This window comes from Mycobacterium neumannii (genome assembly GCF_002245615.1).
GTDB classification, from domain to species: Bacteria; Actinomycetota; Actinomycetes; order Mycobacteriales; family Mycobacteriaceae; genus Mycobacterium; species Mycobacterium neumannii_A.
Genome location: NZ_NKCO01000035.1, coordinates 1 through 20,731, shown reverse-complemented (window position 1 = coordinate 20,731; position 20,731 = coordinate 1). Strand labels below are relative to the sequence as shown.

Genomic DNA, 20,731 nt, shown 5'->3' with positions numbered 1-20,731 from the left:
GGCCGCCTGTGGAATTTCTCGATCTCGGGTGCCTGAAGACGCTTGAGAACTAGGATTGCGGCGTTCTCGCGCCTTTCAGGCAACGGCGGCTCCCGCCGCTATCCATACGTGTCGCGTGGTCCTCTGCCGGCGATGTGATAGCGGCCCTTGCGCCACGACGGCGCGACCGGGCCGACGATTCTGAGCGATTTCACGACGCCGTCGCCCACCGCGTCCGCGATCTTGGCCAGCACCTGCGCCTGCACCATCCGCAATTGCGTCGCCCACGCGGTGGACTCCGCGGAGATGGTCAGCACACCCTCGTTGAGTGAGGTGGGCGTCGCGTGCGCGGCGATGCCCTCACCGACCACACCGGTCCAGCGGCCGAACACCGCACCCTCGGCGACGCGGCCGGACCATCCGCGGCTGCGGGCCAGGTCACTGGCCGCGGGTCCGAACGGCTGGGGATCGCGTGAGTCCGGGCCGGGACCCGACCACCGCCGACGACTGTTACCGGCGATCTTGCGAGGTGCCGCACCGCGACCGCGACCGACCTCCTTACCTTGGCTGCGCGCCGCACCGCGCGCCTCCTCGAGCGTGCGCCGGACCAGATCCATACCGCGCAGGTTGGCCAGGTGCTCGGGCGGCTTGACTTCATCGTCGGGCGACGTCACGGCGCCACCACCGAGATTCGTCCGGAATCCTCGTCGCGCATCGTCACTCCAATCCTGCGCGCATCCCAGTCGGCCGGGACGTCCTCTGAGACCGCCGCGGTGACCAGGACCTGCTCGGCCGAGGCCGCGACGGCGGCCAGTGCCTGCCTGCGCGCCTTGTCCAGTTCGGCGAACACATCGTCGAGCAACAACACCGGGTCGCTCCCTTCGGCGCGTAGCAGTTCGTAGGCGGCCAACCGCAGCGACAGCGCCATCGACCATGATTCCCCATGGCTGGCAAAGCCTTTGGCGACCTGATCGCCCAACCGCAGTTCGAGGTCGTCGCGGTGCGGGCCCACCAGGCACACGCCGCGTTCCAGTTCGGCGTCCCGCCGACGCGCCAACGCATCGAGCAGCGCGGCCTCGAACATCTCCGCGTCAGCGGTGCCCACCGCCGCCTCTGCCTCCACCACGTCCACACCGCTGCGGTAGCGAATCGCCGCAGGCCGCGACGAGGGCGCCAGCAGTTGATATGCCTTCTCCACCTCCGGTGCCAGTTGGTTGACCAGATCCACCCGTGCCGCGATGAGCTTCGCGCCCTTCTCGGCGAGGTGGCCGTCCCACACATCGAGGGTGTCGAAAACGCCTCGGTCACCGCGGAATCGAGCGCCGGATGCCGTCTTCAGCAGCGCGGTCCGCTGGCGCAGCACCTTGTCGTAGTCCGCGCGGATCGCGGCGACCTGCGGGCGCCGGGTGGTGGCGAGTTCGTCGAGATAGCGGCGCCGCTCACCGGGGTCTCCACGCACCAGCGCCAAATCCTCCGGCGCGAACAGCACAGCCCTCAGCACGCCGAGAATCTCGCGCGCGGAGCGAACGGGGGAGCGGTTGATACGTGCCTTGTTGGCACGCCCGGCCGTGATCTCCAGGTCCACCGACAGTTCCCGGCCTTCGTTGACGACGATGGTTGACACCACCGCACGTTCGGCGCCAGTCCGGATCAGGGGGCCGTCGGTGGCGACCCGGTGTGATCCAAGCGTCGACGAATACCACAGCGCCTCAACGATATTCGTCTTACCGAAGCCGTTCGGACCGACGAACACGGTGCGACCGGGTTCGAGATCCAGTTCGAGGCGCGGCCACGATCGAAAGTCGGTCAACGCCAGGCGGCGGACGTACACGACGCGACCGCCTACCCCGACTCGCTGACCCGCTTGACCGCGTGCCCACCGAACTGGTTGCGCAGAGCAGAGACCGCCTTCATCGCTGGCGAGTCCTCCTGCCGTGAGGCGAACCGTGCGAACAGCGACGCCGCGATCACCGGCATCGGCACCCGATGGCTGATGGCTTCCTCGACGGTCCACCGGCCCTCACCGGAATCCTCGGTGTAGCCGCTGATCTCACCGAATTCCGGGTCTTCCTTCAGCGCCTTGGCCAGCAGCTGCTGCAGCCAGGACCGTACGACGGTTCCGTTGCTCCACGCCTGGATGACGGCCTGGGTGTCGGTGATCAGTTCTTCGGCCGCCAACAGCTCATAGCCCTCGGCGTAGGCCATCATCAAGCCGTACTCGATGCCGTTGTGCACCATCTTCGCGTAGTGGCCCGCACCGACCGGCCCGGCGTGCACGAACCCGTCTTCGCGCGGCCCCGGCGGTCGCAGCGTGTCGAAGATCGGCATCGCGCGTTCGACGTCGGCATCGCAGCCGCCGACCATCAGCCCGTAGCCTTCCGTCAGACCCCACACGCCGCCGGAGACGCCGGCGTCGACGAAGGTGATTCCCTTGTCGCCCAACAGTTTCGCGTGCGGGCCGTCCTCGGTGTAGCGCGAATTGCCACCGTCGATGACCAAATCACCTTCGCCGAGCTCCTCGGCGAGGGCGGCGATGGTGTCGTGGGTGATCGGTCCCGAGGGCACCATGACCCACACCACCCGCGGGGCGACGAGGGCCTCGGCCAGCGCCGCGAGCGTGGGCACGTCGGTCACCTCCGGTCTCGGGTCATAACCGACGACCTCATGGCCTCCTTCGCGCAGACGTTCGCGCATGTTGAAGCCCATTTTGCCGAGACCGACCAGGCCGAGTTGCATGTGTGCGCCCCTCTCCGGCGTTTTCTGGCGTCCAGCCGGTTCAGCCAGGTAGGCGCACCGGCATCAGCAGGTAGACGTAGTCGGTCTGCTGGGCGGGGAACGGTCCCGTCGCGCCGACATCTGTGTCGTCGTCATTGGCCGGACGCAACACAGCGGGACGGCTGGGCGTCGTGAAACCGAAGGTGACCCGCTCGGAATGCAACGAGCTCAGGCCGTCCGTCAGATACGTGGGGTTGAACGCGATGGTCAGTGGATCGCCGGCGAAGCTGACCGGAAGATCCTCCTCCGCGCGGCCCACGTCGTCGGCGCCCGCCGACAGGTGCAGCGAGTCCTCGGAGAATTCCATCCGCACCTGGGCGCCGCGGTCAGCCACCAGCGCCACCCGCTTGATGGCCTCGGTGAGTTCACCGACCCCGATCGTCGCCATCGCGGTGTGCTCGGTGGGCAGAAGCTGCCGGAATTTCGGGAACTCCGCATCGAGCAGACGAGTGGTGCTGCGCTTGCCCCCGCTGCTGATACCGAGCAGCCCCTCCTTGCCGACCGCCGATCCGGCGCCCAGCGACAGGTGCACGTCGCCGCCGTCGGAGCCGGCTTTGGCCGCTTCCGAAAGTGTCTTGGCGGGCACTAGCACGGCGGCTTCCAGGTCAGGCCCGGCCGTGGACCACGTCAATTCGCGAACCGCGAGCCGGAACCGGTCGGTGGCGGCCAAAACGACCTTCTCCCCGGCGATTTCGACGCGGATACCGGTCAGCATCGGCAGCGTGTCATCGCGGCCGGCCGCGACGGCGACCTGGCCGATCGCTTCGGAGAACAGTTCGGCGGACACCACGCCGGTCTCGTCGGGCAGTGCCGGCAGCGTGGGGTAATCCTCGACGGCCATCGTCGGTAGCGAGAAGCGCGAACTACCGCACGTCAGCGACACCCGTGTGCCGTCGACGCTGACGTCGATCGGTTTGGCGGGCAACGCCCGCGTGATGTCGGACAACAGCCGACCGGAAACCAAAACGCTGCCGGGTGAAGCGATCTCGGCGGGCACCCGCACCTCGGCGGAAACCTCGTAGTCGAATCCGGAGATCGTCAACCCGTCCTCGGAGCCGCTCAGCAGGACGCCGGCGAGCACTGGGACCGTGGGCCTGGTGGGCAGATTGCGGGCCACCCATGCCACGGCTTCGGCGAAGTCTTCACGTACCAGACGGAACTTCAGATCGGTGACACCAACTGTTGTCGTCGCCACGTCCATAGGGTCCCTTCGATCACAATCACGACAAGCCTAAGCAGCGGTTTCCCGGTGTCTCACCACGCGTCTCAACGATGCGTCCCCGACGACGGTAACGGCTGTGCTGAATCACCGTAGAGCTTTCCGCCCCAACTTGAAAGCTAATCGATCGGGGTGACATCGAGGCCCTCCAGCCGATGGGACCGTCGATGTTTCCGTGCTTCCCCAGGAGCCTTCTTTGAAGGAGATTCTTCAGAGATATACAAGCAACAGTATTAGGGCCTGTGGAGGCTGGGGATGAATACATGTTGGCGCTGCTTACAGGGGTGGGCGGCTGTGAGGTAACTGTGGATGACCCCGGCGCCGGACGGGACGGACTGTGGAGATGCTGGAGGGTGTGTAGCAATCGGCTGGCAGTTCGGCGGTTGACCCCAGGTTCTCCACACCGGTGTGCACAACGCTCCGCTGTGACTGGTGATGCCGGCGGTACAGAAGATTTTTGGCGAAATTTCTGTTGGGACGGCCGTATCCGGACGCGAACGAGCGCGACAGGAGGGGAGTGGGGGCGAAGTGAGTCAGCGCTTGGAGCGTTGACGGATGCGCGTCGTGAGTTCTTTGACGTGATCGAAGACCTCACGCCGCTCGGCCATCTCGCCGCGAATCTTCTTCTCCGCGTACATCACGGTGGTGTGGTCACGGCCGAACGCCTGTCCGATCTTCGGCAGGGACAGGTCGGTCAGCTCGCGGCACAGATACATGGCGATCTGTCGCGATTGTGCGAGCGCGCGGGTCTTACCGGGGCCGCGTAACTCCTCGACCGTCGTCTCGAAGTACTCGGCGGTGGCGGCCATGATCGCCGCGGTGCTGATCTGCATGGTGCTGGCATCGGAGATCAGATCGCGGAGCACGATTTCGGCCAGCGACTTGTCGATCGCGGTCTTGTTCAACGATGCGAACGCGGTGACCCGGATCAGGGCGCCTTCGAGTTCGCGGATGTTGCGCTCGATGCTGCTGGCGATGAGCTCGAGGACGTCGTCGGGCACATCGAGACGATCCATCTGGGCCTTCTTGCGCAGGATTGCGATGCGCGTCTCCAGCTCCGGGGGTTGGACGTCGGTGATCAGTCCCCACTCGAAGCGGGTGCGCAACCGGTCCTCGAGGGTGGCCAACTGCTTGGGCGGCCGGTCCGACGAGATCACGATCTGCTTGTTGGCGTTGTGCAGCGTGTTGAAGGTATGGAAGAACTCCTCCTGGATACCTTCCTTGCCTTCGATGAACTGGATGTCGTCGACCAACAACACGTCGATGTCGCGGTAGCTGCGCTTGAACGAGGCCTTGCGGTCGTCGCGCAGCGAGTTGATGAAGTCGTTGGTGAATTCCTCGGTCGACACGTACTTGACGCGCATCCCGGGAAACAGCCGCTGGGCGTAGTTGCCCGCCGCGTGCAGCAGGTGGGTCTTGCCCAGCCCGGACTCACCCCAGATGAACAACGGGTTGTACGCACGCGCGGGTGCCTCGGCGATCGCGAGCGTAGCCGCGTGAGCAAACCGATTCGAGGCGCCGATGACGAACGTGTCGAAGGTGTAGCGCCGGTTGAGGTTGACCGCCGTCGGGTCGTCGGTGAGCGTGTTCGGTGGCCGGCTGGTGAAGTAGGTCGGCCAACTTTCCTCGGCGCTGGCCCTGGCTTCGAGATCCTCGTCGACTTCGTCGGGTTCACCGACGGCCGAGAGTCCGCTGAGCGGGCCGTCGGTGTCGTCGGGCCCGGGGTCGGCGATACGCACACCGAGTTCGACGCGCTGTCCGAGCTGGCGGCTCAGCGCGGTGATGATCGGCTCCCGCAGATGGCGTTCGATCTCGTTCTGCACAAACGGGGTGGGGACCGACAGCAGGGCAAAGCCCTCGGTGATCACAAGGGGTTTGACCAGCTTCAACCAGGCTCTTTGCTGAGGAGTGAGGCCCGGGCCCGCCATATCGCCACCCGCACCTGCGGGGCTGCCGTTGAGTTCGGCGACCACCGTGTTCCACACGGCCACGAACGGGGGGTCGGGGTCAGCTGTCAACGACGACTACCCCCTTGCGGCCGGCCCAGAGACGACCAAAGGAACGATGACGATCTGTCCACAAAGTTATCCACAGGCTGTGGAGACTGGACAGTCGTCGTCGTTCTGTTTTCTACCGGCGGGGAGGCCGCGGGTCGGGCCACATCACAGATGTGAGGCATCCTGTGGGCTCACGACTGGTCGGGCATCCTCGCTTCGTTGTCCGTCGCCGTTTCGTTATCGAACGGCACTGGCAGAAGCTAACAGTTTTCTTCGCGGGTGCCAACCGTTCTGCAACATTGCATGGACGGATATTTTTCGCTGGTGGTCGGCGGTGACGCGTGTTGCAAATGTGGCTGTCCACACTGACATTCGGCCAGGTTTGACCCAGCGAAAACTCCTCAGTACCCTCGAACAGTCGCCCGTACGAGGTGATACGGCTGCGACCCGGGCATCGACCGGGGACCGCGCCGGCTAGCAAGATGGACGAGCTTACCAACGGCAACTGCGTCCAAACCGATTCGTACGTCGTCGGTGGGGGCTGCGGGTGCCAGACGCAACAAGGAGACAGCCGTGGCCAAGGGCAAGCGGACCTTCCAGCCGAACAACCGGCGCCGGGCGCGCGTGCATGGCTTCCGGCTGCGGATGCGCACCCGGGCAGGCCGTGCGATCGTCACGAACCGCCGGAGCAAGGGTCGGCGCAAGCTGACTGCGTGACTCCCACGTGACTTCGAGCGGGAGTTGACGCTGGTGCTTCCGGCGCGGTACCGCATGACGCGGTCAACGGAGTTCGGGAACACGGTCAGCCGAGGGGCGCGCGCTGTGCAGCCCGATCTCGTCGTGCACGCCCTGCGGTCCGACGAGCCCTCAGGGCCCGGACCGCGGATCGGGCTGGTCGTCTCCAAAGCCGTCGGCACCGCGGTGCAACGCCATCGCGTCGCCCGGCGGCTGCGCCACGTCGCGCGAGCCCTCGTCGATGAGCTGGACCCCGCCGATCGCGTGGTGATCCGCGCACTGCCCAGCAGCCGGCATGCGATATCGGCGCGGCTCGAACAAGAACTGCGCACCGCCCTTCGCCGAGTCAGACCCAAGTCCGAGGCCGCCCGGTGAGGTCCGCCGGGGCGCGGACGGCGCGCGCCGTCATCTTCGTGATTCAGCTGTACCGGCACACCATCTCGCCGTTGCGGCTCCCGACGTGTCGGTTCACCCCGACCTGTAGCCAGTACGCCGTCGACGCATTGACCGAGTACGGGTTGGTGCGCGGCGGTTGGCTCGCGACGGTACGGCTGATGAAATGCGGGCCGTGGCATAGGGGAGGATGGGACCCGATCCCAGAGCGCCCGGCCGCCGGCGGACACGGCGACCAAGACGGGGCGGGCGCTCCCGCGGACGAGTCTTCAGAGGATCGGAACACCACTGCCGACGTCAGTGGCGGCCATCCAGCATTGCGAGCAGGAAGCGAGACGCGTGTTTAACTGGTTCAGCCTCGACATCATCTACTACCCGGTGTCGGCGATCATGTGGGTCTGGTACAAGCTGTTCGCCTTCCTGCTGGGTCCATCGAACTTCTTCGCGTGGGCGCTTTCGGTGATGTTCCTGGTGTTCACCCTGCGCGCGATTCTCTACAAGCCGTTCGTGAAGCAGATCCGGACGACGCGCCAAATGCAGGAGCTGCAGCCGCAGATCAAGGCGCTGCAGAAGAAGTACGGCAAGGACCGTCAACGCATGGCGCTGGAGATGCAGAAGCTCCAGAAGGAACACGGGTTCAATCCCATCCTCGGCTGCCTGCCGATGCTCGCTCAGATCCCGGTGTTCATCGGCCTGTTCCACGTGCTGCGGTCGTTCAACCGCACCGGCGGCTACGGGATCGGGGCCCAGCACCTGGACCCGGCGGCGAACCGGTCGCTGCCCAACTACGTGTTCAGCGCCACCGACGTCGGGCACTTTCTGGACGCCCATCTTTTCGGCGCGCCGATCGGTGGGTGGATGATCCAGACGACCGGCCTGGACGCGTTCAAGGAATTCAACCGGGCATCCGTGATCGCCGTCGGTGTGCCGATCATGATCCTGGCCGGCGTCGCGACGTACTTCAACAGCCGGGCCTCGGTGGCGCGGCAGAGCCCCGAAGCGGCAGCCAATCCGCAGACGGCGTTGATGAACAAGCTGGCGCTGTACGTGTTCCCGTTCGGCGTCGTCGCCGGTGGGCCGTTCCTGCCGCTGGCCATCATCATGTACTGGCTCGCGAACAACATCTGGACCTTCGGTCAGCAGCACTATGTGTTCGGCAAGATCGAGAAGGAAGAAGAGGCGAAGAAGCTCGAGGCGCAGGAGCGGCAGGCGAAGAACGCACCACCGCCGGGAGCCAAGCCGAAACGCACCCGTAAGAGTCAGGCGGGGAACGCCTCCGAGGTTTCCGAGCCGGGGTCGAGCGACGAGTCCGAAAGCAGCGAGGCGGCGTCGGAGAACGGCGCGGCGGGCAAGAAGCCGGCGGGCAGTAGCCCGGGCAAGGCAGCGAGCGGCAAGGCAGCGAGCGGTGCAGCGAACCGCACGCCGCGACCCGGCGCGCGGCCCAAGAAACGTAAACGGTGACCGGACGATCCCGGTGGAATGAGGAGAGAAGGACATGACTGACGCCGAGACGACCGAGCGCGACGAACTCGTCGATGAGGACGGCAATGCCTCCGCGCCGGTAGCCGAGGACGATCTGGAGGAGAAGCTGGTCGCCGAGGGTGAGATCGCGGGCGACTATCTCGAGGAGTTGTTGGACCTGCTCGACTTCGACGGTGACATCGATCTCGACGTCGAGGGGGACCGCGCGGTCGTGAGCATCGACGGCGGCGACGACCTGAACAAGTTGGTGGGTCGCAAGGGTGAAGTGCTCGACGCCTTGCAGGAACTGACGCGCCTGGCCGTGCACCAGAAGACGGGGGAGCGCAGCCGGCTGATGCTCGACATCGCGCGCTGGCGGCGCCGGCGTCGCGATGAGTTGGCCGCACTCGGCGACAAGGTGGCGCGCCGCGTGCTCGAGACCGGCGAACGCGAAGAGCTGGCCCCGATGACGCCGTTCGAGCGCAAGATCGTGCACGATGCGGTCGCGGCCATCGACGGCGTCCACAGCGAGAGCGAGGGCGTCGAGCCGTCGCGGCGTGTAGTCGTCCTCGCCGACTGACCCAGAGTTACAACTGTGTAGTTCATTGGCGTCGTCGGTCCGACGCGACGATCCGGAGGATGTTTCACGTGAAACATGGGGAGGTGTCGGCGCCGCCGGACGCGGCAGCCTCCTTGTTCGGGGAGCGCCTCGACCGGATCCAGCGGTACGCCGCGACCCTTGCGGGGGCGGGCGTCGAACGCGGGCTGATCGGTCCGCGGGAAGTCGAGCGAATTTGGGAGCGCCACATCCTCAACAGTGTGGCGCTGTCCGAACTCGTCGAGCCGGATCAGAGAGTCGCCGACATTGGTAGTGGCGCGGGTCTTCCCGGGATACCGTTGGCGTTGGCCCGACCCGACCTACACGTGACGCTCATCGAACCACTCCTGCGCCGCAGCGAGTTCCTGCGCGAGATGGTCGACGAACTCGGGGTCGACGTGACGGTCGTTCGCGGACGGGCCGAAGAGCCGGGGGTGAGGAAGCAGTTGGGGGAGACGGACGTAGTGGTGTCCAGGGCGGTGGCCTCCCTGGACAAGCTGACTCGATGGAGCATGCCGCTCCTTCGCGTCGACGGCCACATGCTCGCCCTCAAGGGTGAGCGTGCCGAAGAGGAGATCCGCGACCATCGGCGTGTGATGGCGTCGCTCGGCGCGGCCGATGTAAGGGTGATGAGGTGTGGCGCGAACTACTTGGATCCACCCGCGACCGTCGTCGTGGCACGGCGGGAGAAGGCGGTAACGCACCGGCCAACGGGCAGGAGACGAGGATGATGGCGTCACAGAATGGGGTGCCGGCACCCGCCAGCCCGGCTGCGAATGTTTCACGTGAAACCGGCGACGTCGTAGTCGGCCTTGCAACGGGAACGGCCGATGTTTCACGTGAAACCTCGCCCGGCACCGCTCCCAAAGAGCAGTGGCCGGAGAAGGCGGCACAGGACCGCTGGGAGGATCCGACCGGTCTCGATACGCCGATCGGCGCCGAGGCCGAGCGCGCGGTGCGGTTGCTTCACGCCGCATCGAAGGGCAGTCTTCCGCGGCCCGACCGGCAGCGCGTGTTCACGATCGCCAATCAGAAGGGCGGGGTCGGCAAGACGACCACGGCCGTCAACATCGCGGCGGCGCTCGCTTTGCAGGGACTGCAGACGCTCGTCATCGACCTCGACCCGCAGGGCAACGCGAGCACGGCATTGGGCATCGAGCACCGGCCGGGCACGCCGTCGTCGTACGAGGTGTTGATCGGAGAGATCCCGCTGCGCGACGCCCTGCAGCGCAGCCCCCACAACGAGCGGCTCTATTGTGTGCCCGCGACCATCGACCTGGCCGGCGCCGAGATCGAGTTGGTGAGCATGGTGGCCCGCGAAGGCCGCCTGCGCACGGCGCTGGCGTCGCTCACGGAGTTCAACTTCGACTACGTGTTCATCGACTGCCCGCCGTCGCTCGGCCTGCTGACCATCAACGCGTTCGTCGCAGCGCCCGAGGTGCTGATCCCGATCCAGTGCGAGTACTACGCACTGGAAGGTGTCGGCCAGCTGATGCGGACCATCGAAATGGTCAAGGCACACCTCAATCCGCAACTCGACGTGACCACGGTGATCCTCACGATGTACGACGGCCGAACCAAACTCGCCGACCAGGTGGCCTCCGATGTGCGCGCCCACTTCGGCGAGAAGGTTCTGCGCACTGTCATCCCGCGCAGCGTCAAAGTGTCCGAGGCGCCCGGCTACGGAATGACGATCCTCGGCTACGACCCGGGCTCGCGCGGTGCGATGAGCTATCTGGATGCCAGCCGCGAGATCGCCGATCGCGGCCAGAATCGAAACAACCGATGAGCGTGTGCGGAGAAAGGCAGAACGTACCGATGAGCGCTTACGCGAAGAGGAGCAGACGATGAGCCAACCCACACGCAAGCGCAGCGGTCTCGGCCGCGGCCTGGCTTCGCTCATCCCCACCGGCCCAGCCGACGGCGACCAGTCCGGGCTCGGCCCGCGGATGGGGGACGCCGCCGCCGATGTCGTGATCGGCGGGCCGTCCAACGGCGTGGTGAATGAGGTCGGCGCGGTGTATCGCGAGATCGATCCGGCATCGATCGAGCCGAACCCGAGGCAGCCGCGACAGGTCTTCGACGAGGAGGCGCTGGCCGAGCTCGTCCACTCGATCCGCGAGTTCGGTCTCATGCAGCCGATCGTCGTGCGCCCGCTTCCGCAGCCCGAACCGGGAGGCGCCCGCTTCCAACTCGTGATGGGGGAGCGGCGCTGGCGCGCCGCCCAAGAGGCCGGCCTCGCCACCATCCCGGCGATCGTCCGCGAGACCACCGACGACAGCATGCTGCGCGACGCGTTGTTGGAGAACATCCACCGCGCGCAACTGAACCCGTTGGAGGAGGCGGCCGCCTATCAGCAGCTGCTCGACGAGTTCGAGGTCACCCACGATGAACTGGCGTCGCGCATCGGGCGCTCGCGTCCGGTGATCACGAACATGATCCGATTATTGCGCCTGCCCATCGCCGTACAGCGCCGGGTCGCCGCGGGGGTGCTCTCCGCCGGACATGCGCGCGCTCTCCTGTCGCTGGAAGGCGGACCGGAGAAGCAGGAGGAGCTCGCCGCGCGGATCGTCGCCGAGGGGCTGTCCGTGCGAGCGACCGAGGAAGCCGTCACGCTGGCCAACAGCGCGGGCCCGGCGGCGCCGGCGGCGCCGAAGCGCAAGCCGATCAACATGCCGGGCCTCCAGGACGTTGCCGAGCGGCTGTCGACGGCGTTCGATACCCGCGTCACGGTCAGCCTCGGCAAACGCAAGGGCAAGATCGTGGTCGAATTCGGATCGGTCGACGATTTGCAGCGCATAGTCGAACTGATGAGCGCATCCGAACGGTGACCTACCACACCGGGTAATTACGTCACTGTGACACAACCCGGGTCTCATCGGCGTGACCGCCGCCCTTCGAAGGAAACCACCTGTGACACAAAGCGTTTCGCCGCTCCTCGCGAGAGGCACCCGAATCGGAGCGTCGAGGTGTCCGCGCCCTTCTATCCTGGAGGGGCAGCTGTGTACCTCTGCACCGCGTAGGACTCGGGGACTCTAGTGTCGGCACGCATCACGCCTCTACGGCTCGAAGCGTTCGAGCAGTTGCCCAAGCATGCCCGCCGCTGCGTGTATTGGGAGGTCGATCCCTCGACTCTGGGGCGGGATGCGACCGGCGCCGCGGTTCCCGGCGTCGACGATCACCTGTCGGATCCCGAATTCGAGAAAGAGGCATGGCTGTCGATGGTCATGCTCGAATGGGGATCGTGCGGGCAAGTCGCGGTGCAGTGCGCCGACGGCGAGACCGACGACGGGCCCGTTCCGCTGAGCGGAGACGAGGCGTGCCTGGGATACGCGTTCTACGCCCCGCCCGGTGCCGTCCCCCGTGCACACCGGTTCCCGACAGCACCCGTCAGCGCCGACGCCGTCCTACTCACGTCGCTGGGTATCGAATCCGGTGAGGACGCCGAGGGATTGTCGCGGGCGCTGATCTCGGCGGTGGTGGGTGATCTGGTTCGTCGCGGTGCCCGTGCGCTCGAAGCGTTCGCGCACACCACCGAAGTCCGCGAGCTCGCCGAACCGGGAGCGGTGACGCCGGCGCTGCGCCCGGTCGTGGAAGTCCTCGGCGACTGCTCGGTCGAACAGTGCGTGCTCGACGCTGATCTACTTCTCGACGCGGGTTTCGTCGTTGTCGCCCAGCACCGGTACTTCCCGCGGCTGCGTCTGGAGTTGGAGCAGGGGTTGGGCTGGAAGGCCGATGTCGAAGCGGCGTTGGAGCGGCTGTTCGAGTTCGCGCAGATACGCCAGCCGGTCGGGGCGGGTGCGAGTTCGGCGTCTTTGACCGCGATCGGCGGTCAGGACGGGCTGACGCGTCCGGCCTGCTCGACCGAGAGCTCGTGGGCGAGCAGCTCGGCGAACGTGAAAGTGCCTGTGGGACGGTCGTTTTTGCCTAGCAGGTAGAGCCGCTTGACGGCGGCGAGCATGCCCTCGGCGATGGCATCGCGAGCCTGCGAGGACACCAGCATGGCCCGGTCGTGCGGGTTGGTGATGTAGCCGACGTCGACCTGCACCGTGGGCATCCGGGTCAGACGCAACAGGTCCCACGTCCGCCCATGGGTGCGGCAATCGCGTAATCCGGTGCGGGCCACCACTTCTCGTTGGATGAAGTCGGCGAGATTGCGGCCGATGGTGGACACCGAGCCGTGTGAGTTCCCGAAGTGGAACGATGCGACACCGTTGGCGCCGGGGCTGGGCTGGGTGGCGCAGCGCAGGCTGATCATCAGGTCGGCGCCGACGGCGTTCGCGGTCGCGGCGCGTTCGGCGTCCGAAGGGGCACGGTTGGCCGGCCGCGACAGGAACGTCTCCATACCGATCGCGGTCATCCGGCCCTCGAGCCGACTCGCCAGATCCCACAAAATGTCTGACTCGCTGATCGGCCCGCTCGGGCCCTGCATGATCTGACCGTGGTCGTCGCCGCCGCGGCCCGGGTCGATGATGATGCGCTTACCCGAGAGCCGGGGACCGGAGCGGCGGACCAGTTCCTCCTCGCGGATCGCATGCGGAGAGCCGCCGGTGACGCGTGATCCCAGAAAGTACAAGGAGCGCAACGTCTCCGGGCCGCAGATCCCGTCGGGGTACAGGCCGTACTCGCGCTGATACGACATCAACGCGTTGTGCGTGCTAAGACCGAAATGTCCGTCGACGAGGCCGGTGTAGAAGCCGAGGTCTTGGAGTCGGGCCTGCAGTGTGGCGACGTCGTCGCCGAACATCGGGGCGCCGAACTGGTGGCTGAGCGTGCGTGCGCCGAGCCGGTACGACGCCTCCTTGAGCGCGCGGTACGTCGCTTCGCCGACGATCCCGTCGACCAGCAGACCTCGATGCTGCTGGAAGGCGCGCACGGCATGGTCGAGTTCGGCGTCGAACAAGTCCAGCGCGATATGCCTGCCGGTGGTGATCTCCTCGTCGGAGTTGTCGAGCATGCCCAGCGCCGTCAATGCAGCCCTGATCTCGGTGACCGCGGACCCGCGGTCACCGCGACGCAGACTGGACATATGCGGCCTTTCAGTCACGGTTGTCAGCTGCGCGAGGGCGCCGACCAAGTTGACGGGCTAGGCACGATTGTCGCAGACACTTCGCCGATTCAAGAAAACGCCAGGCGGGTGTCCGTGCCCCGGATTGCCGCACCGGACGGCGGCTAGAGCACGTCAGAAAGCTCGCGCAGCAGCGCAGCCTTGCCTTTTGCGCCGACGATCCGCTTCACCGGGGAGCCGTCTTTGAACACGATGAGCGTCGGGATCGACACCACCTGAAAATCGCGGGCCGTGACGGGGTTGGCGTCGACGTCGAGCTTGGCGACGGTCAGCGCGCCCGCCTTTTCGATGGCGATCTCCTCGAGCACCGGGGCGATCATCTTGCAGGGACCGCACCAGGTCGCCCAGAAGTCCACCAGCACCGGTGTGCTGCTGGACAACACGTCCTGGGAGAACGAGTCGTCGGTCACCGCTACCGTGGATCCGGTGCTCTCGGTCATCGGGGTACTCCTATCAGACGGGTGTTTCGATGGTTTCATCGCTTGGGCCAGAACCGATTTCGGCGAGCCAGCGTTCGGCGTCGATGGACGCCGAGCAGCCGGTGCCCGCAGCGGTGATGGCCTGGCGGTAAGTGCGGTCGACGAGATCGCCTGCGGCAAAGACACCTTCGATCGAGGTGCTGGTCGACCCCTGCTGCGTCAAGACGTAACCGTCCTCGTCGAGGTCGACCTGGCCGCGGATCAGATCCGAACGCGGGTCGTGGCCGATCGCGACGAACACACCGGTGACGGCCAGCTTCGACTCCTCGCCGGTCACCTTGTTGCGCAACCGGACTCCGCTGACCTTCGGGCTGCCTTCGATCTCGAGGACGTCGGTGTTGGTCAGGAACGTGATCTTCTCGTTCGCGCGGGCACGATCCAGCATGATCCGCGACGCGCGGAACTCGTCGCGGCGGTGCACCAGGGTGACGCTGCGTGCGAACTTGGTCAGGAAGATCGCCTCTTCCATCGCCGAGTCGCCGCCGCCGACGACGATGATGTCCTCTTCGCGGAAGAAGAACCCGTCACAGGTCGCGCACGTGCTCACGCCCATGCCCATCAGGGCCTCCTCGCCCGGCACGCCGAGGTGCCGCGCCGCAGCGCCCATCGCGAGGATCACCGCCCGCGCCCGGTAGGTGTCGTCGCCGACCGTGACGGTCTTGACCGGACCTTCGAGCGAGACAGCGTCGACATCCTCCATGTGCAGGTCCGCGCCGAAGCGCAACGCCTGTTCGCGCATCTCGTCCATCAATTCGGGACCGGTGATGCCGTTTCGAAAGCCGGGATAGTTCTCCACCTCGGTGGTGGTCATCAACGCACCGCCGAACTGGACGCCTTCGAACACCAGGGGCTTCAACTGTGCACGCGCTGCGTAGATCGCTGCGGTGTAGCCGGCCGGACCGGATCCGATGATGATCAGATCGTGAACCGTGGATGTGGTGGTCATGAGCGCCTTTCTGCCACTTTCGCGGCACCGGTATAACACCAGCGTAGGCGGTGGTGTTCCCGGAGTTTCCGAACAACCTCGGGGGACAGACTACGGTCGTGCGACCACGGTTTCGGCCAGCAGCCCACCGTGAGCCGCATGGCACGCAGCGTCGACGGCCACCGCGAGGATGTCGGCGCCCGGGCCCGCGGGCAGAAGCAGCACGACAGCCGGGCGCCCAGTCAGCTCAACCGGAAGCGCCCCGAGGACGGGCGTGGTCGCCGGGTGCCCTAGTCCCTCGAGGCAGGCGGCGCGGCGGCGCGGATCGGACAGCGGCCCGTAGTCGGGCGGTGCCGACAGCAGGCCGGCGAGCTGGGGACCGGTCAGCGGGAAGGCCGACGGCCGGCGCGGCACGGTGATCCGCTCGGCGGTGGGCCAGGGCTGGGAGAACCGTGGTGCGGGATCGCGCACCAGCGTCGACGTGCCGATGATGACCCCGGCGGTCACGGCGGCCAGGCCGGCGACCAGCCCGAGAACGTGCATTCGGCGCAGCCGGGGCCGTTCGACGGCGTGGTGAGGGTCATCGGCGGCCCGTAACGCGGCACCGATGCGTGCGGTGACGCCCGCGGGCACGTCCGGCGCGGAGTCCTCGTCGTGCGCCAACTCGGCCAGGCCGCGGCGCACCCGCTCAACCGCCGGATCCGAGTCGTCGTCCGTTCCGGTCTGCATCGCTAGCCAGTCTCCACCACGACACGTAAGACGCGGCGCATGTGCCCGCGGTTCCGCTCAGTCGGTGCGAGCGGCGGTTTCCGCGTCGAAGTACTCGAGTGCCTCGGCCAGCTTGGCCCGGGCGCGGGAGCATCGGCTCTTGACGGTGCCTTCGGGCACACCGAGCATGCGGGCGGTCTCGGCGACCGAGTAGCCCTGCATGTCGACGGCCACCACCGCGGCGCGCTGTTCGACGGGCAACCGCATCAGTGCCCGCTCGACGACGATCGCGGTGTCCACGCGCGAGGCCGGGTCACCAATGTGGCCCTGGTCGTCGGACAGCGTTTCGGCGACGCGGGTTTTGTTGCGCCGCAACCGATCCAGACACGAGTTCACCACGATGCGGTACAGCCAGCTGCTCACCGCCGCGTCGTAGCGGAAGGCGGGCGCCCGCCGGTGCGCCTTGAGCATCGCGTCCTGCAGCGCGTCGGCGGCGTCGTCGGGATTGCGGCTGGTGATGCGCGCGATCCGGTACAGCTGCCGGTGGTGGCGGTAGAACAACTCTTCGAACGCGTAGCGGTCACCGGCGACGTGCGCGGCGAGCAACTCCGCGTCGCTGCGTTCTCCCGCCGGCCCCCCGATGCTCCCCACAGCCGAACACTAAACGGCTACGCGGGTGTCTCCCGACACATCTTTGGCGGGCTGGGGATGAATCCGGTCAGGACGCCGACCGTCCGGTCACGACGCCGACCTGACCGTGACCTCGGCGATGTCCGACCGGCTCTCGCCGTTGACCTGGCCGAGCGTCGACACCCAGACCAGCAGGTTGGAGGTGGGCGAGGCGTTTTCGACCTTAATGGTGTTGGAGCCCGGTTTGAGCTGGGTGGCCGGGGTCAGCACGGTGGTGTCGGCAAGCGAGGACGGTGTCGGGGACTGCGCGGAGCGGATCTCGACGGCCGTGCCGGTGCTGTTGAGGTCGATGTCGACCTCGCCGACCGTGGTCGACTGTGGCAGCTGCAGCATCAGCCCGACGCCGTTCTTGAAGTTCGGGAACGGCACCGGGTCTGTGTAGGTGTCGATCGGCCACACCGTGGACTTGTCGCCGTCGATCGCCTTCGGCGCATCGGACGGTGCATCGGCCTCACCCTCGGGTGAAAAGACCGACACCGCAGTCGGTTTGACGATATTGCCGCTGCCGGTGCTGCCTTCGGCCGACTCTGTGGTGGTCGGGTCGTTGAGCCCGAGCCGGTCGCCGCCCAGGCCGTCGCCGACGTCGCCGAAGATCCGGCTCAGCACCGTGGCCAGCACCACGAGCGCGACCACGACGATGGCGCCGCCGACGCCAAGCCCGATCATCAGGGCCTTGCGACGCCGCGCCTCGGTTTCCGGGTCGGCACCGCCGGCAACGCCCGGGGCCACCGAGCGGGCGGCTTCATCCACCGGGGAGATCAGCTCGGTGCGATCGGCGATCGCCGTCGCCTGCTGGAGCAGATTCAGCAAGGTCGGCGCGCTGCGGATGCCGCCGCCCTCCTGCACGGCCCGCGCCGCCGCGGCCGAGATCTGGAACGGGATCTGGCGATCGACTGCGCGCGGTTCGATCGGTTGTCCGGCCGAGTCGAGGTCGGCGGGGGCCAGGCCGCTGCGCACACCGTGCTCGGGCAGTGGCCACCGGTTGATCAGCAGCGCGTACAGCGCCGCCCCGATCCCGCGGATGTCGTCCTCGGGTGTCGCGTCGGGCAGCGTCGCCGGGAAGGCCAGCGCGACGTCGCCCTCGATGCTGACCCGGACCCGCCCCGGGTGATCGAGCGAGAGCGCGACTCCCGCCCGGTGCGCGGCCTCGGCAGCCGCCGCCAGCGACTGCATCGCCCTGGCGCCGCCGATCGGGGACGGCGACGTGTCGGCGACCTCCGTCAACGAGCCGCCCCGGATCCACTCCGATACGACCAGCCCACCGGATCCGGTGTTGACCACGTCGAGCACCCTCGCGATGCCGGGCATGTCGATGCTGCTCAGCTTGCGGGTGCGCGTCAGAATGTCGCGCAGCGTCTCGTCGGACAGGGTGTTGTCCGGGTCGACGAAGGTAAGCGCCACCTGGCGGTTCAACGCAGTGTCGAGTGCCTGCCAGAACTGCAGCGTGGGCGGGCCGCCGTGGAACACCAGCAGGCGGTAGCGGCCGCCACCGACCATTGCGCCCGGGATGAGGTGGACGTCCTCGTCGGAGGTGGCGGCCTCGATGGCGGGTTCGCGCGGCGGGTCGAACGCGAGGGGTTCGCGGGTGGGATCACCGCCGTAGTCCGAGGGCGGCCGGCCCGATACCGGTAGCCGGGTCGTGCCGTTCTCGGCGGCGAACTCGGTGGTCTGACCGGGATCGGGCACGTCGGGGCGCAGGTCGTCGGCGACGACGTCGGACTGACCGGTCGGAATCTTGCTGGTCGCGGAATCGGGTGTGGGCGCGGAGCCGCCTGCGGGTTCGTCGCTCACCGCTGGTCCTTTCCGCGTCCGGTCCCCGGCAACGGGGTCAGGTGGTCCGCGTCGGACGGCCGGCGGGCTGTGCCGACGTCCCGGTGCGGACGAATTCCTCTGTTCAGGGTACGGGAGAGGGGTGCGCGTCCGTGGCCGGTCGGCGGCCCCGACAGCTACCCCGCCGGCCCCGGTGCCGGGCCGGGCACCAGCGCCGAGTCGGCGCCGGACCGCGTTCACGGCCGCCTGGGCATCCGGTACGCGCGCACCGAGGAGGACCCCGACGATGACCGGCACCATCACCACGCCGAGCACGACCAGTCGCAGCAGGGAGCCGGCACCGCCCCAGTTCCGCGTCAGCGACTCCAGGCCGAACAGCTTGTCGGCGACCTGGCCGGCCATCGCGGCGAGCAGCGAGGCGGCGATCGTGACCAGCACGGAGCGCACGACTTGCAGGTTGAGGAGCCGGCCGCCCGGTGGGTCGAGATTGGCGCGCAGCAGGAAGTAACCGACCACCGCGCCCGCGACGAAGCCCAGCCCGTTGGCAGTTCCGAGGTAGCCGGCGACGAGGTCGGGGTCGTCGGTGAGGTAGGGCGCGATCAGCGAGGCGATGATCTTGACGGTCGTGATCACGACGATCAGCAGGATCGGCGTCCACGGTTGTTGTCGCGCGTAGAACACCCGGAGTTGAAGCAGCACAAGCGCATACGGGACAAGCGTGAACGCCGACAGCGTGATCGCCATACCCAGGTAGTTGGCGTCGACCTCACCGAAATTGCCGTAGGCGAACAGCGCGCTGCCGATCGCGGGTCCGCCGACCGTCATCAGCGCGACGATGGGGATGAGCGTCACCATCGTCAGCCGGGTGGCCAGCGAGAGGTCGGCGAGCACCGCCCGCTGGTCGTTGGAGGCGGCGTTGCGGCTCAACCGCGGCATCACGACGGTCAGTACCGTCACCCCGATCATGCCGAATGGCAACTGCAGCACCAGCCACGTGTAGTTGTAGATGGCGGGCCCGGAAGCCGCGGCGCCACTGGCGATTCGGTTGCCGACGATCAACCCCACCTGGCTGATCAACACGTACAGCACCATCGCCGAGGCCATCGCGCCGAACTGCTTCATCCGCTCGTCGATGCCCCACAGCGGGCGAAGGCTGATGCGTTCGCGGCGGATCGCGGCCAACAGGACCAGGACCTGCGTCACCGTTCCGAGCGTCATGCCGATGCCGAGCACGAGGAGCTTGGCGTTGCCCATCCGCACCGGATCCACCGAGAGTTCGCCGGGGACAATGAGATACACGCCCAGCGTCACGATCGCGACGATGTTGTTGCATACCGGCGCCCAGGCAGGTGGCCCGAACACGTTGCGGGTGTTGAGGATTGCCATGAACACCGACGACAACCCGTAGAACAGCACCTGCGGTAGCAGCAGGTAGGCGAACGCGGTGGTGAGGTCGCGGTTGACTTCGGGATCGCTGCCGAGCATGAGGTTGACGAGCATCGGGGCCGAGGCCACCGACAGCGCGGTGATGATCAACAGCAGCGTCGTCGTCAGCGTGACCAGGCGCCGGATGAACGCCGTGCCGTTGTCGGGATCGTCGCGCTCGGCGCGCGCCAGCACCGGCACGAAAATCGCGGTGAAGGTCGCCTCGAGCACGAGTGCCGCGATCAGGTTGGGCAGCTGGTAGGCCACAGAGAACGCGCTGGTGAGTGCGGCGCCGAGGATCGTCGCGAGCAGCACGATGCGGGCGAACCCGGTGAGCCGGCTGACCAGTGTGGCGACCGCCATGCCCCACGAACGCGACACCACCGCCGCGTCGGAGAGTTCTTCGCGACCGGCGCGACGGCGGGGGGCGGGTCCTCTCCGACCCGCCGGCGGTGTCGCGATCGTGGGGCATGGCGGTCGCCACACCGGCCTCGTACACACTACTGCCG

20 protein-coding genes are annotated in these 20,731 nt (G+C 67.2%); 9 read left to right on the top strand and 11 right to left on the bottom strand.

Annotated elements, in window-relative coordinates:
* Positions 1 to 98: 98 nt before the first annotated feature.
* The 5 genes from CEX88_RS24940 to dnaA all read right to left on the bottom strand — a co-directional run bounded on the left by CEX88_RS24940 (position 99) and on the right by dnaA (position 5,991).
* A complete protein-coding gene (locus tag CEX88_RS24940) occupies positions 99 to 653 on the bottom strand; it encodes a DUF721 family protein (protein ID WP_094295534.1) in 555 nt (184 codons plus the stop codon).
* On the bottom strand, positions 650 to 1,810 hold the full coding sequence (gene recF / locus CEX88_RS24935) for a DNA replication/repair protein RecF (RefSeq protein WP_094295533.1): 1,161 nt from the start codon (positions 1,808 to 1,810) through the stop codon (positions 650 to 652). The genes CEX88_RS24940 and recF overlap by 4 nt, the downstream gene beginning before the upstream one ends.
* A gap of 11 nt (positions 1,811 to 1,821) precedes the next feature.
* Positions 1,822 to 2,715 (bottom strand): phosphogluconate dehydrogenase (NAD(+)-dependent, decarboxylating), encoded by an 894-nt coding sequence (gene gnd, locus CEX88_RS24930; RefSeq protein ID WP_094295532.1) that lies wholly within the window; start codon positions 2,713 to 2,715, stop codon positions 1,822 to 1,824.
* 40 nt (positions 2,716 to 2,755) lie between these two features.
* The gene (gene dnaN, locus CEX88_RS24925; protein ID WP_094295531.1) at positions 2,756 to 3,955 is read right to left on the bottom strand and encodes a DNA polymerase III subunit beta; all 1,200 of its coding nucleotides are present in this window, start codon (positions 3,953 to 3,955) and stop codon (positions 2,756 to 2,758) included.
* Positions 3,956 to 4,506: 551 nt separating this feature from the next.
* Positions 4,507 to 5,991 carry a chromosomal replication initiator protein DnaA gene (dnaA, locus tag CEX88_RS24920; protein ID WP_066840980.1) on the bottom strand — a complete coding sequence of 495 codons (1,485 nt, stop codon included), beginning with the start codon at positions 5,989 to 5,991 and terminating at the stop codon, positions 4,507 to 4,509.
* Between the two features lie 552 nt (positions 5,992 to 6,543).
* On the opposite strand from dnaA, the gene rpmH reads away from it, so the two are divergent.
* The 9 genes from rpmH to CEX88_RS24875 all read left to right on the top strand — a co-directional run bounded on the left by rpmH (position 6,544) and on the right by CEX88_RS24875 (position 13,095).
* On the top strand, positions 6,544 to 6,687 hold the full coding sequence (gene rpmH / locus CEX88_RS24915; protein ID WP_064346175.1) for a 50S ribosomal protein L34: 144 nt from the start codon (positions 6,544 to 6,546) through the stop codon (positions 6,685 to 6,687).
* Positions 6,688 to 6,720: 33 nt separating this feature from the next.
* Positions 6,721 to 7,080: a ribonuclease P protein component gene (gene rnpA, locus CEX88_RS24910; RefSeq protein WP_094295530.1), complete on the top strand. Its 360-nt coding sequence runs from the start codon at positions 6,721 to 6,723 to the stop codon at positions 7,078 to 7,080.
* On the top strand, positions 7,077 to 7,445 hold the full coding sequence (gene yidD, locus CEX88_RS24905) for a membrane protein insertion efficiency factor YidD (protein WP_094295529.1): 369 nt from the start codon (positions 7,077 to 7,079) through the stop codon (positions 7,443 to 7,445). The genes rnpA and yidD overlap by 4 nt, the downstream gene beginning before the upstream one ends.
* Before the next feature lie 43 nt (positions 7,446 to 7,488).
* A complete protein-coding gene (gene yidC, locus CEX88_RS24900; RefSeq protein ID WP_238382194.1) occupies positions 7,489 to 8,559 on the top strand; it encodes a membrane protein insertase YidC in 1,071 nt (356 codons plus the stop codon).
* Positions 8,560 to 8,593: 34 nt separating this feature from the next.
* A complete protein-coding gene (locus tag CEX88_RS24895) occupies positions 8,594 to 9,139 on the top strand; it encodes a Jag family protein (RefSeq protein WP_094295527.1) in 546 nt (181 codons plus the stop codon).
* 59 nt (positions 9,140 to 9,198) lie between these two features.
* A complete protein-coding gene (gene rsmG / locus CEX88_RS24890) occupies positions 9,199 to 9,888 on the top strand; it encodes a 16S rRNA (guanine(527)-N(7))-methyltransferase RsmG (protein ID WP_202931639.1) in 690 nt (229 codons plus the stop codon).
* Positions 9,885 to 10,946 carry a ParA family protein gene (locus CEX88_RS24885; protein ID WP_420799246.1) on the top strand — a complete coding sequence of 354 codons (1,062 nt, stop codon included), beginning with the start codon at positions 9,885 to 9,887 and terminating at the stop codon, positions 10,944 to 10,946. The genes rsmG and CEX88_RS24885 overlap by 4 nt, the downstream gene beginning before the upstream one ends.
* 58 nt (positions 10,947 to 11,004) lie before the next feature.
* A complete protein-coding gene (locus CEX88_RS24880) occupies positions 11,005 to 11,988 on the top strand; it encodes a ParB/RepB/Spo0J family partition protein (protein WP_066840988.1) in 984 nt (327 codons plus the stop codon).
* Positions 11,989 to 12,195: 207 nt separating this feature from the next.
* Entirely contained in the window at positions 12,196 to 13,095 is a 900-nt protein-coding gene (locus CEX88_RS24875) for an acetyltransferase (RefSeq protein ID WP_094295526.1), read from the top strand.
* Here CEX88_RS24875 and CEX88_RS24870 read toward each other — a convergent pair.
* The 6 genes from CEX88_RS24870 to murJ all read right to left on the bottom strand — a co-directional run bounded on the left by CEX88_RS24870 (position 12,990) and on the right by murJ (position 20,708).
* Positions 12,990 to 14,186 (bottom strand): N-acetylmuramoyl-L-alanine amidase, encoded by a 1,197-nt coding sequence (locus CEX88_RS24870; RefSeq protein ID WP_064394699.1) that lies wholly within the window; start codon positions 14,184 to 14,186, stop codon positions 12,990 to 12,992. The genes CEX88_RS24875 and CEX88_RS24870 overlap by 106 nt on opposite strands.
* Positions 14,187 to 14,329: 143 nt before the next feature.
* On the bottom strand, positions 14,330 to 14,665 hold the full coding sequence (gene trxA, locus CEX88_RS24865) for a thioredoxin (protein WP_094295525.1): 336 nt from the start codon (positions 14,663 to 14,665) through the stop codon (positions 14,330 to 14,332).
* A 13-nt stretch (positions 14,666 to 14,678) separates the two neighbouring features.
* On the bottom strand, positions 14,679 to 15,650 hold the full coding sequence (gene trxB, locus CEX88_RS24860) for a thioredoxin-disulfide reductase (RefSeq protein ID WP_094295524.1): 972 nt from the start codon (positions 15,648 to 15,650) through the stop codon (positions 14,679 to 14,681).
* A 90-nt stretch (positions 15,651 to 15,740) separates the two neighbouring features.
* Positions 15,741 to 16,358 (bottom strand): hypothetical protein, encoded by a 618-nt coding sequence (locus CEX88_RS24855; RefSeq protein ID WP_094295523.1) that lies wholly within the window; start codon positions 16,356 to 16,358, stop codon positions 15,741 to 15,743.
* A 57-nt stretch (positions 16,359 to 16,415) separates the two neighbouring features.
* Positions 16,416 to 16,988, bottom strand: coding sequence for an RNA polymerase sigma factor SigM (sigM, locus tag CEX88_RS24850; protein WP_094295522.1), 573 nt, complete (start codon positions 16,986 to 16,988; stop codon positions 16,416 to 16,418).
* Between the two features lie 87 nt (positions 16,989 to 17,075).
* Complete coding sequence (murJ, locus tag CEX88_RS24845) at positions 17,076 to 20,708, bottom strand: murein biosynthesis integral membrane protein MurJ (protein ID WP_094295521.1); 3,633 nt, start codon at positions 20,706 to 20,708, stop codon at positions 17,076 to 17,078.
* Positions 20,709 to 20,731: the final 23 nt, after the last annotated feature.

Coding starts and splice junctions, on each gene's coding strand:
- trxB (WP_094295524.1), bottom strand. CDS start 15,650: ATGACCACCACATCCACGGTTCACGATCTGATCATCATCGGATCCGGT.
- CEX88_RS24895 (WP_094295527.1), top strand. CDS start 8,594: ATGACTGACGCCGAGACGACCGAGCGCGACGAACTCGTCGATGAGGAC.
- rsmG (WP_202931639.1), top strand. CDS start 9,199: ATGTTTCACGTGAAACATGGGGAGGTGTCGGCGCCGCCGGACGCGGCA.
- trxA (WP_094295525.1), bottom strand. CDS start 14,665: ATGACCGAGAGCACCGGATCCACGGTAGCGGTGACCGACGACTCGTTC.
- yidC (WP_238382194.1), top strand. CDS start 7,489: ATGTGGGTCTGGTACAAGCTGTTCGCCTTCCTGCTGGGTCCATCGAAC.
- CEX88_RS24870 (WP_064394699.1), bottom strand. CDS start 14,186: ATGTCCAGTCTGCGTCGCGGTGACCGCGGGTCCGCGGTCACCGAGATC.
- CEX88_RS24880 (WP_066840988.1), top strand. CDS start 11,005: ATGAGCCAACCCACACGCAAGCGCAGCGGTCTCGGCCGCGGCCTGGCT.
- dnaN (WP_094295531.1), bottom strand. CDS start 3,955: ATGGACGTGGCGACGACAACAGTTGGTGTCACCGATCTGAAGTTCCGT.
- CEX88_RS24885 (WP_420799246.1), top strand. CDS start 9,885: ATGATGGCGTCACAGAATGGGGTGCCGGCACCCGCCAGCCCGGCTGCG.
- gnd (WP_094295532.1), bottom strand. CDS start 2,715: ATGCAACTCGGCCTGGTCGGTCTCGGCAAAATGGGCTTCAACATGCGC.
- CEX88_RS24855 (WP_094295523.1), bottom strand. CDS start 16,358: ATGCAGACCGGAACGGACGACGACTCGGATCCGGCGGTTGAGCGGGTG.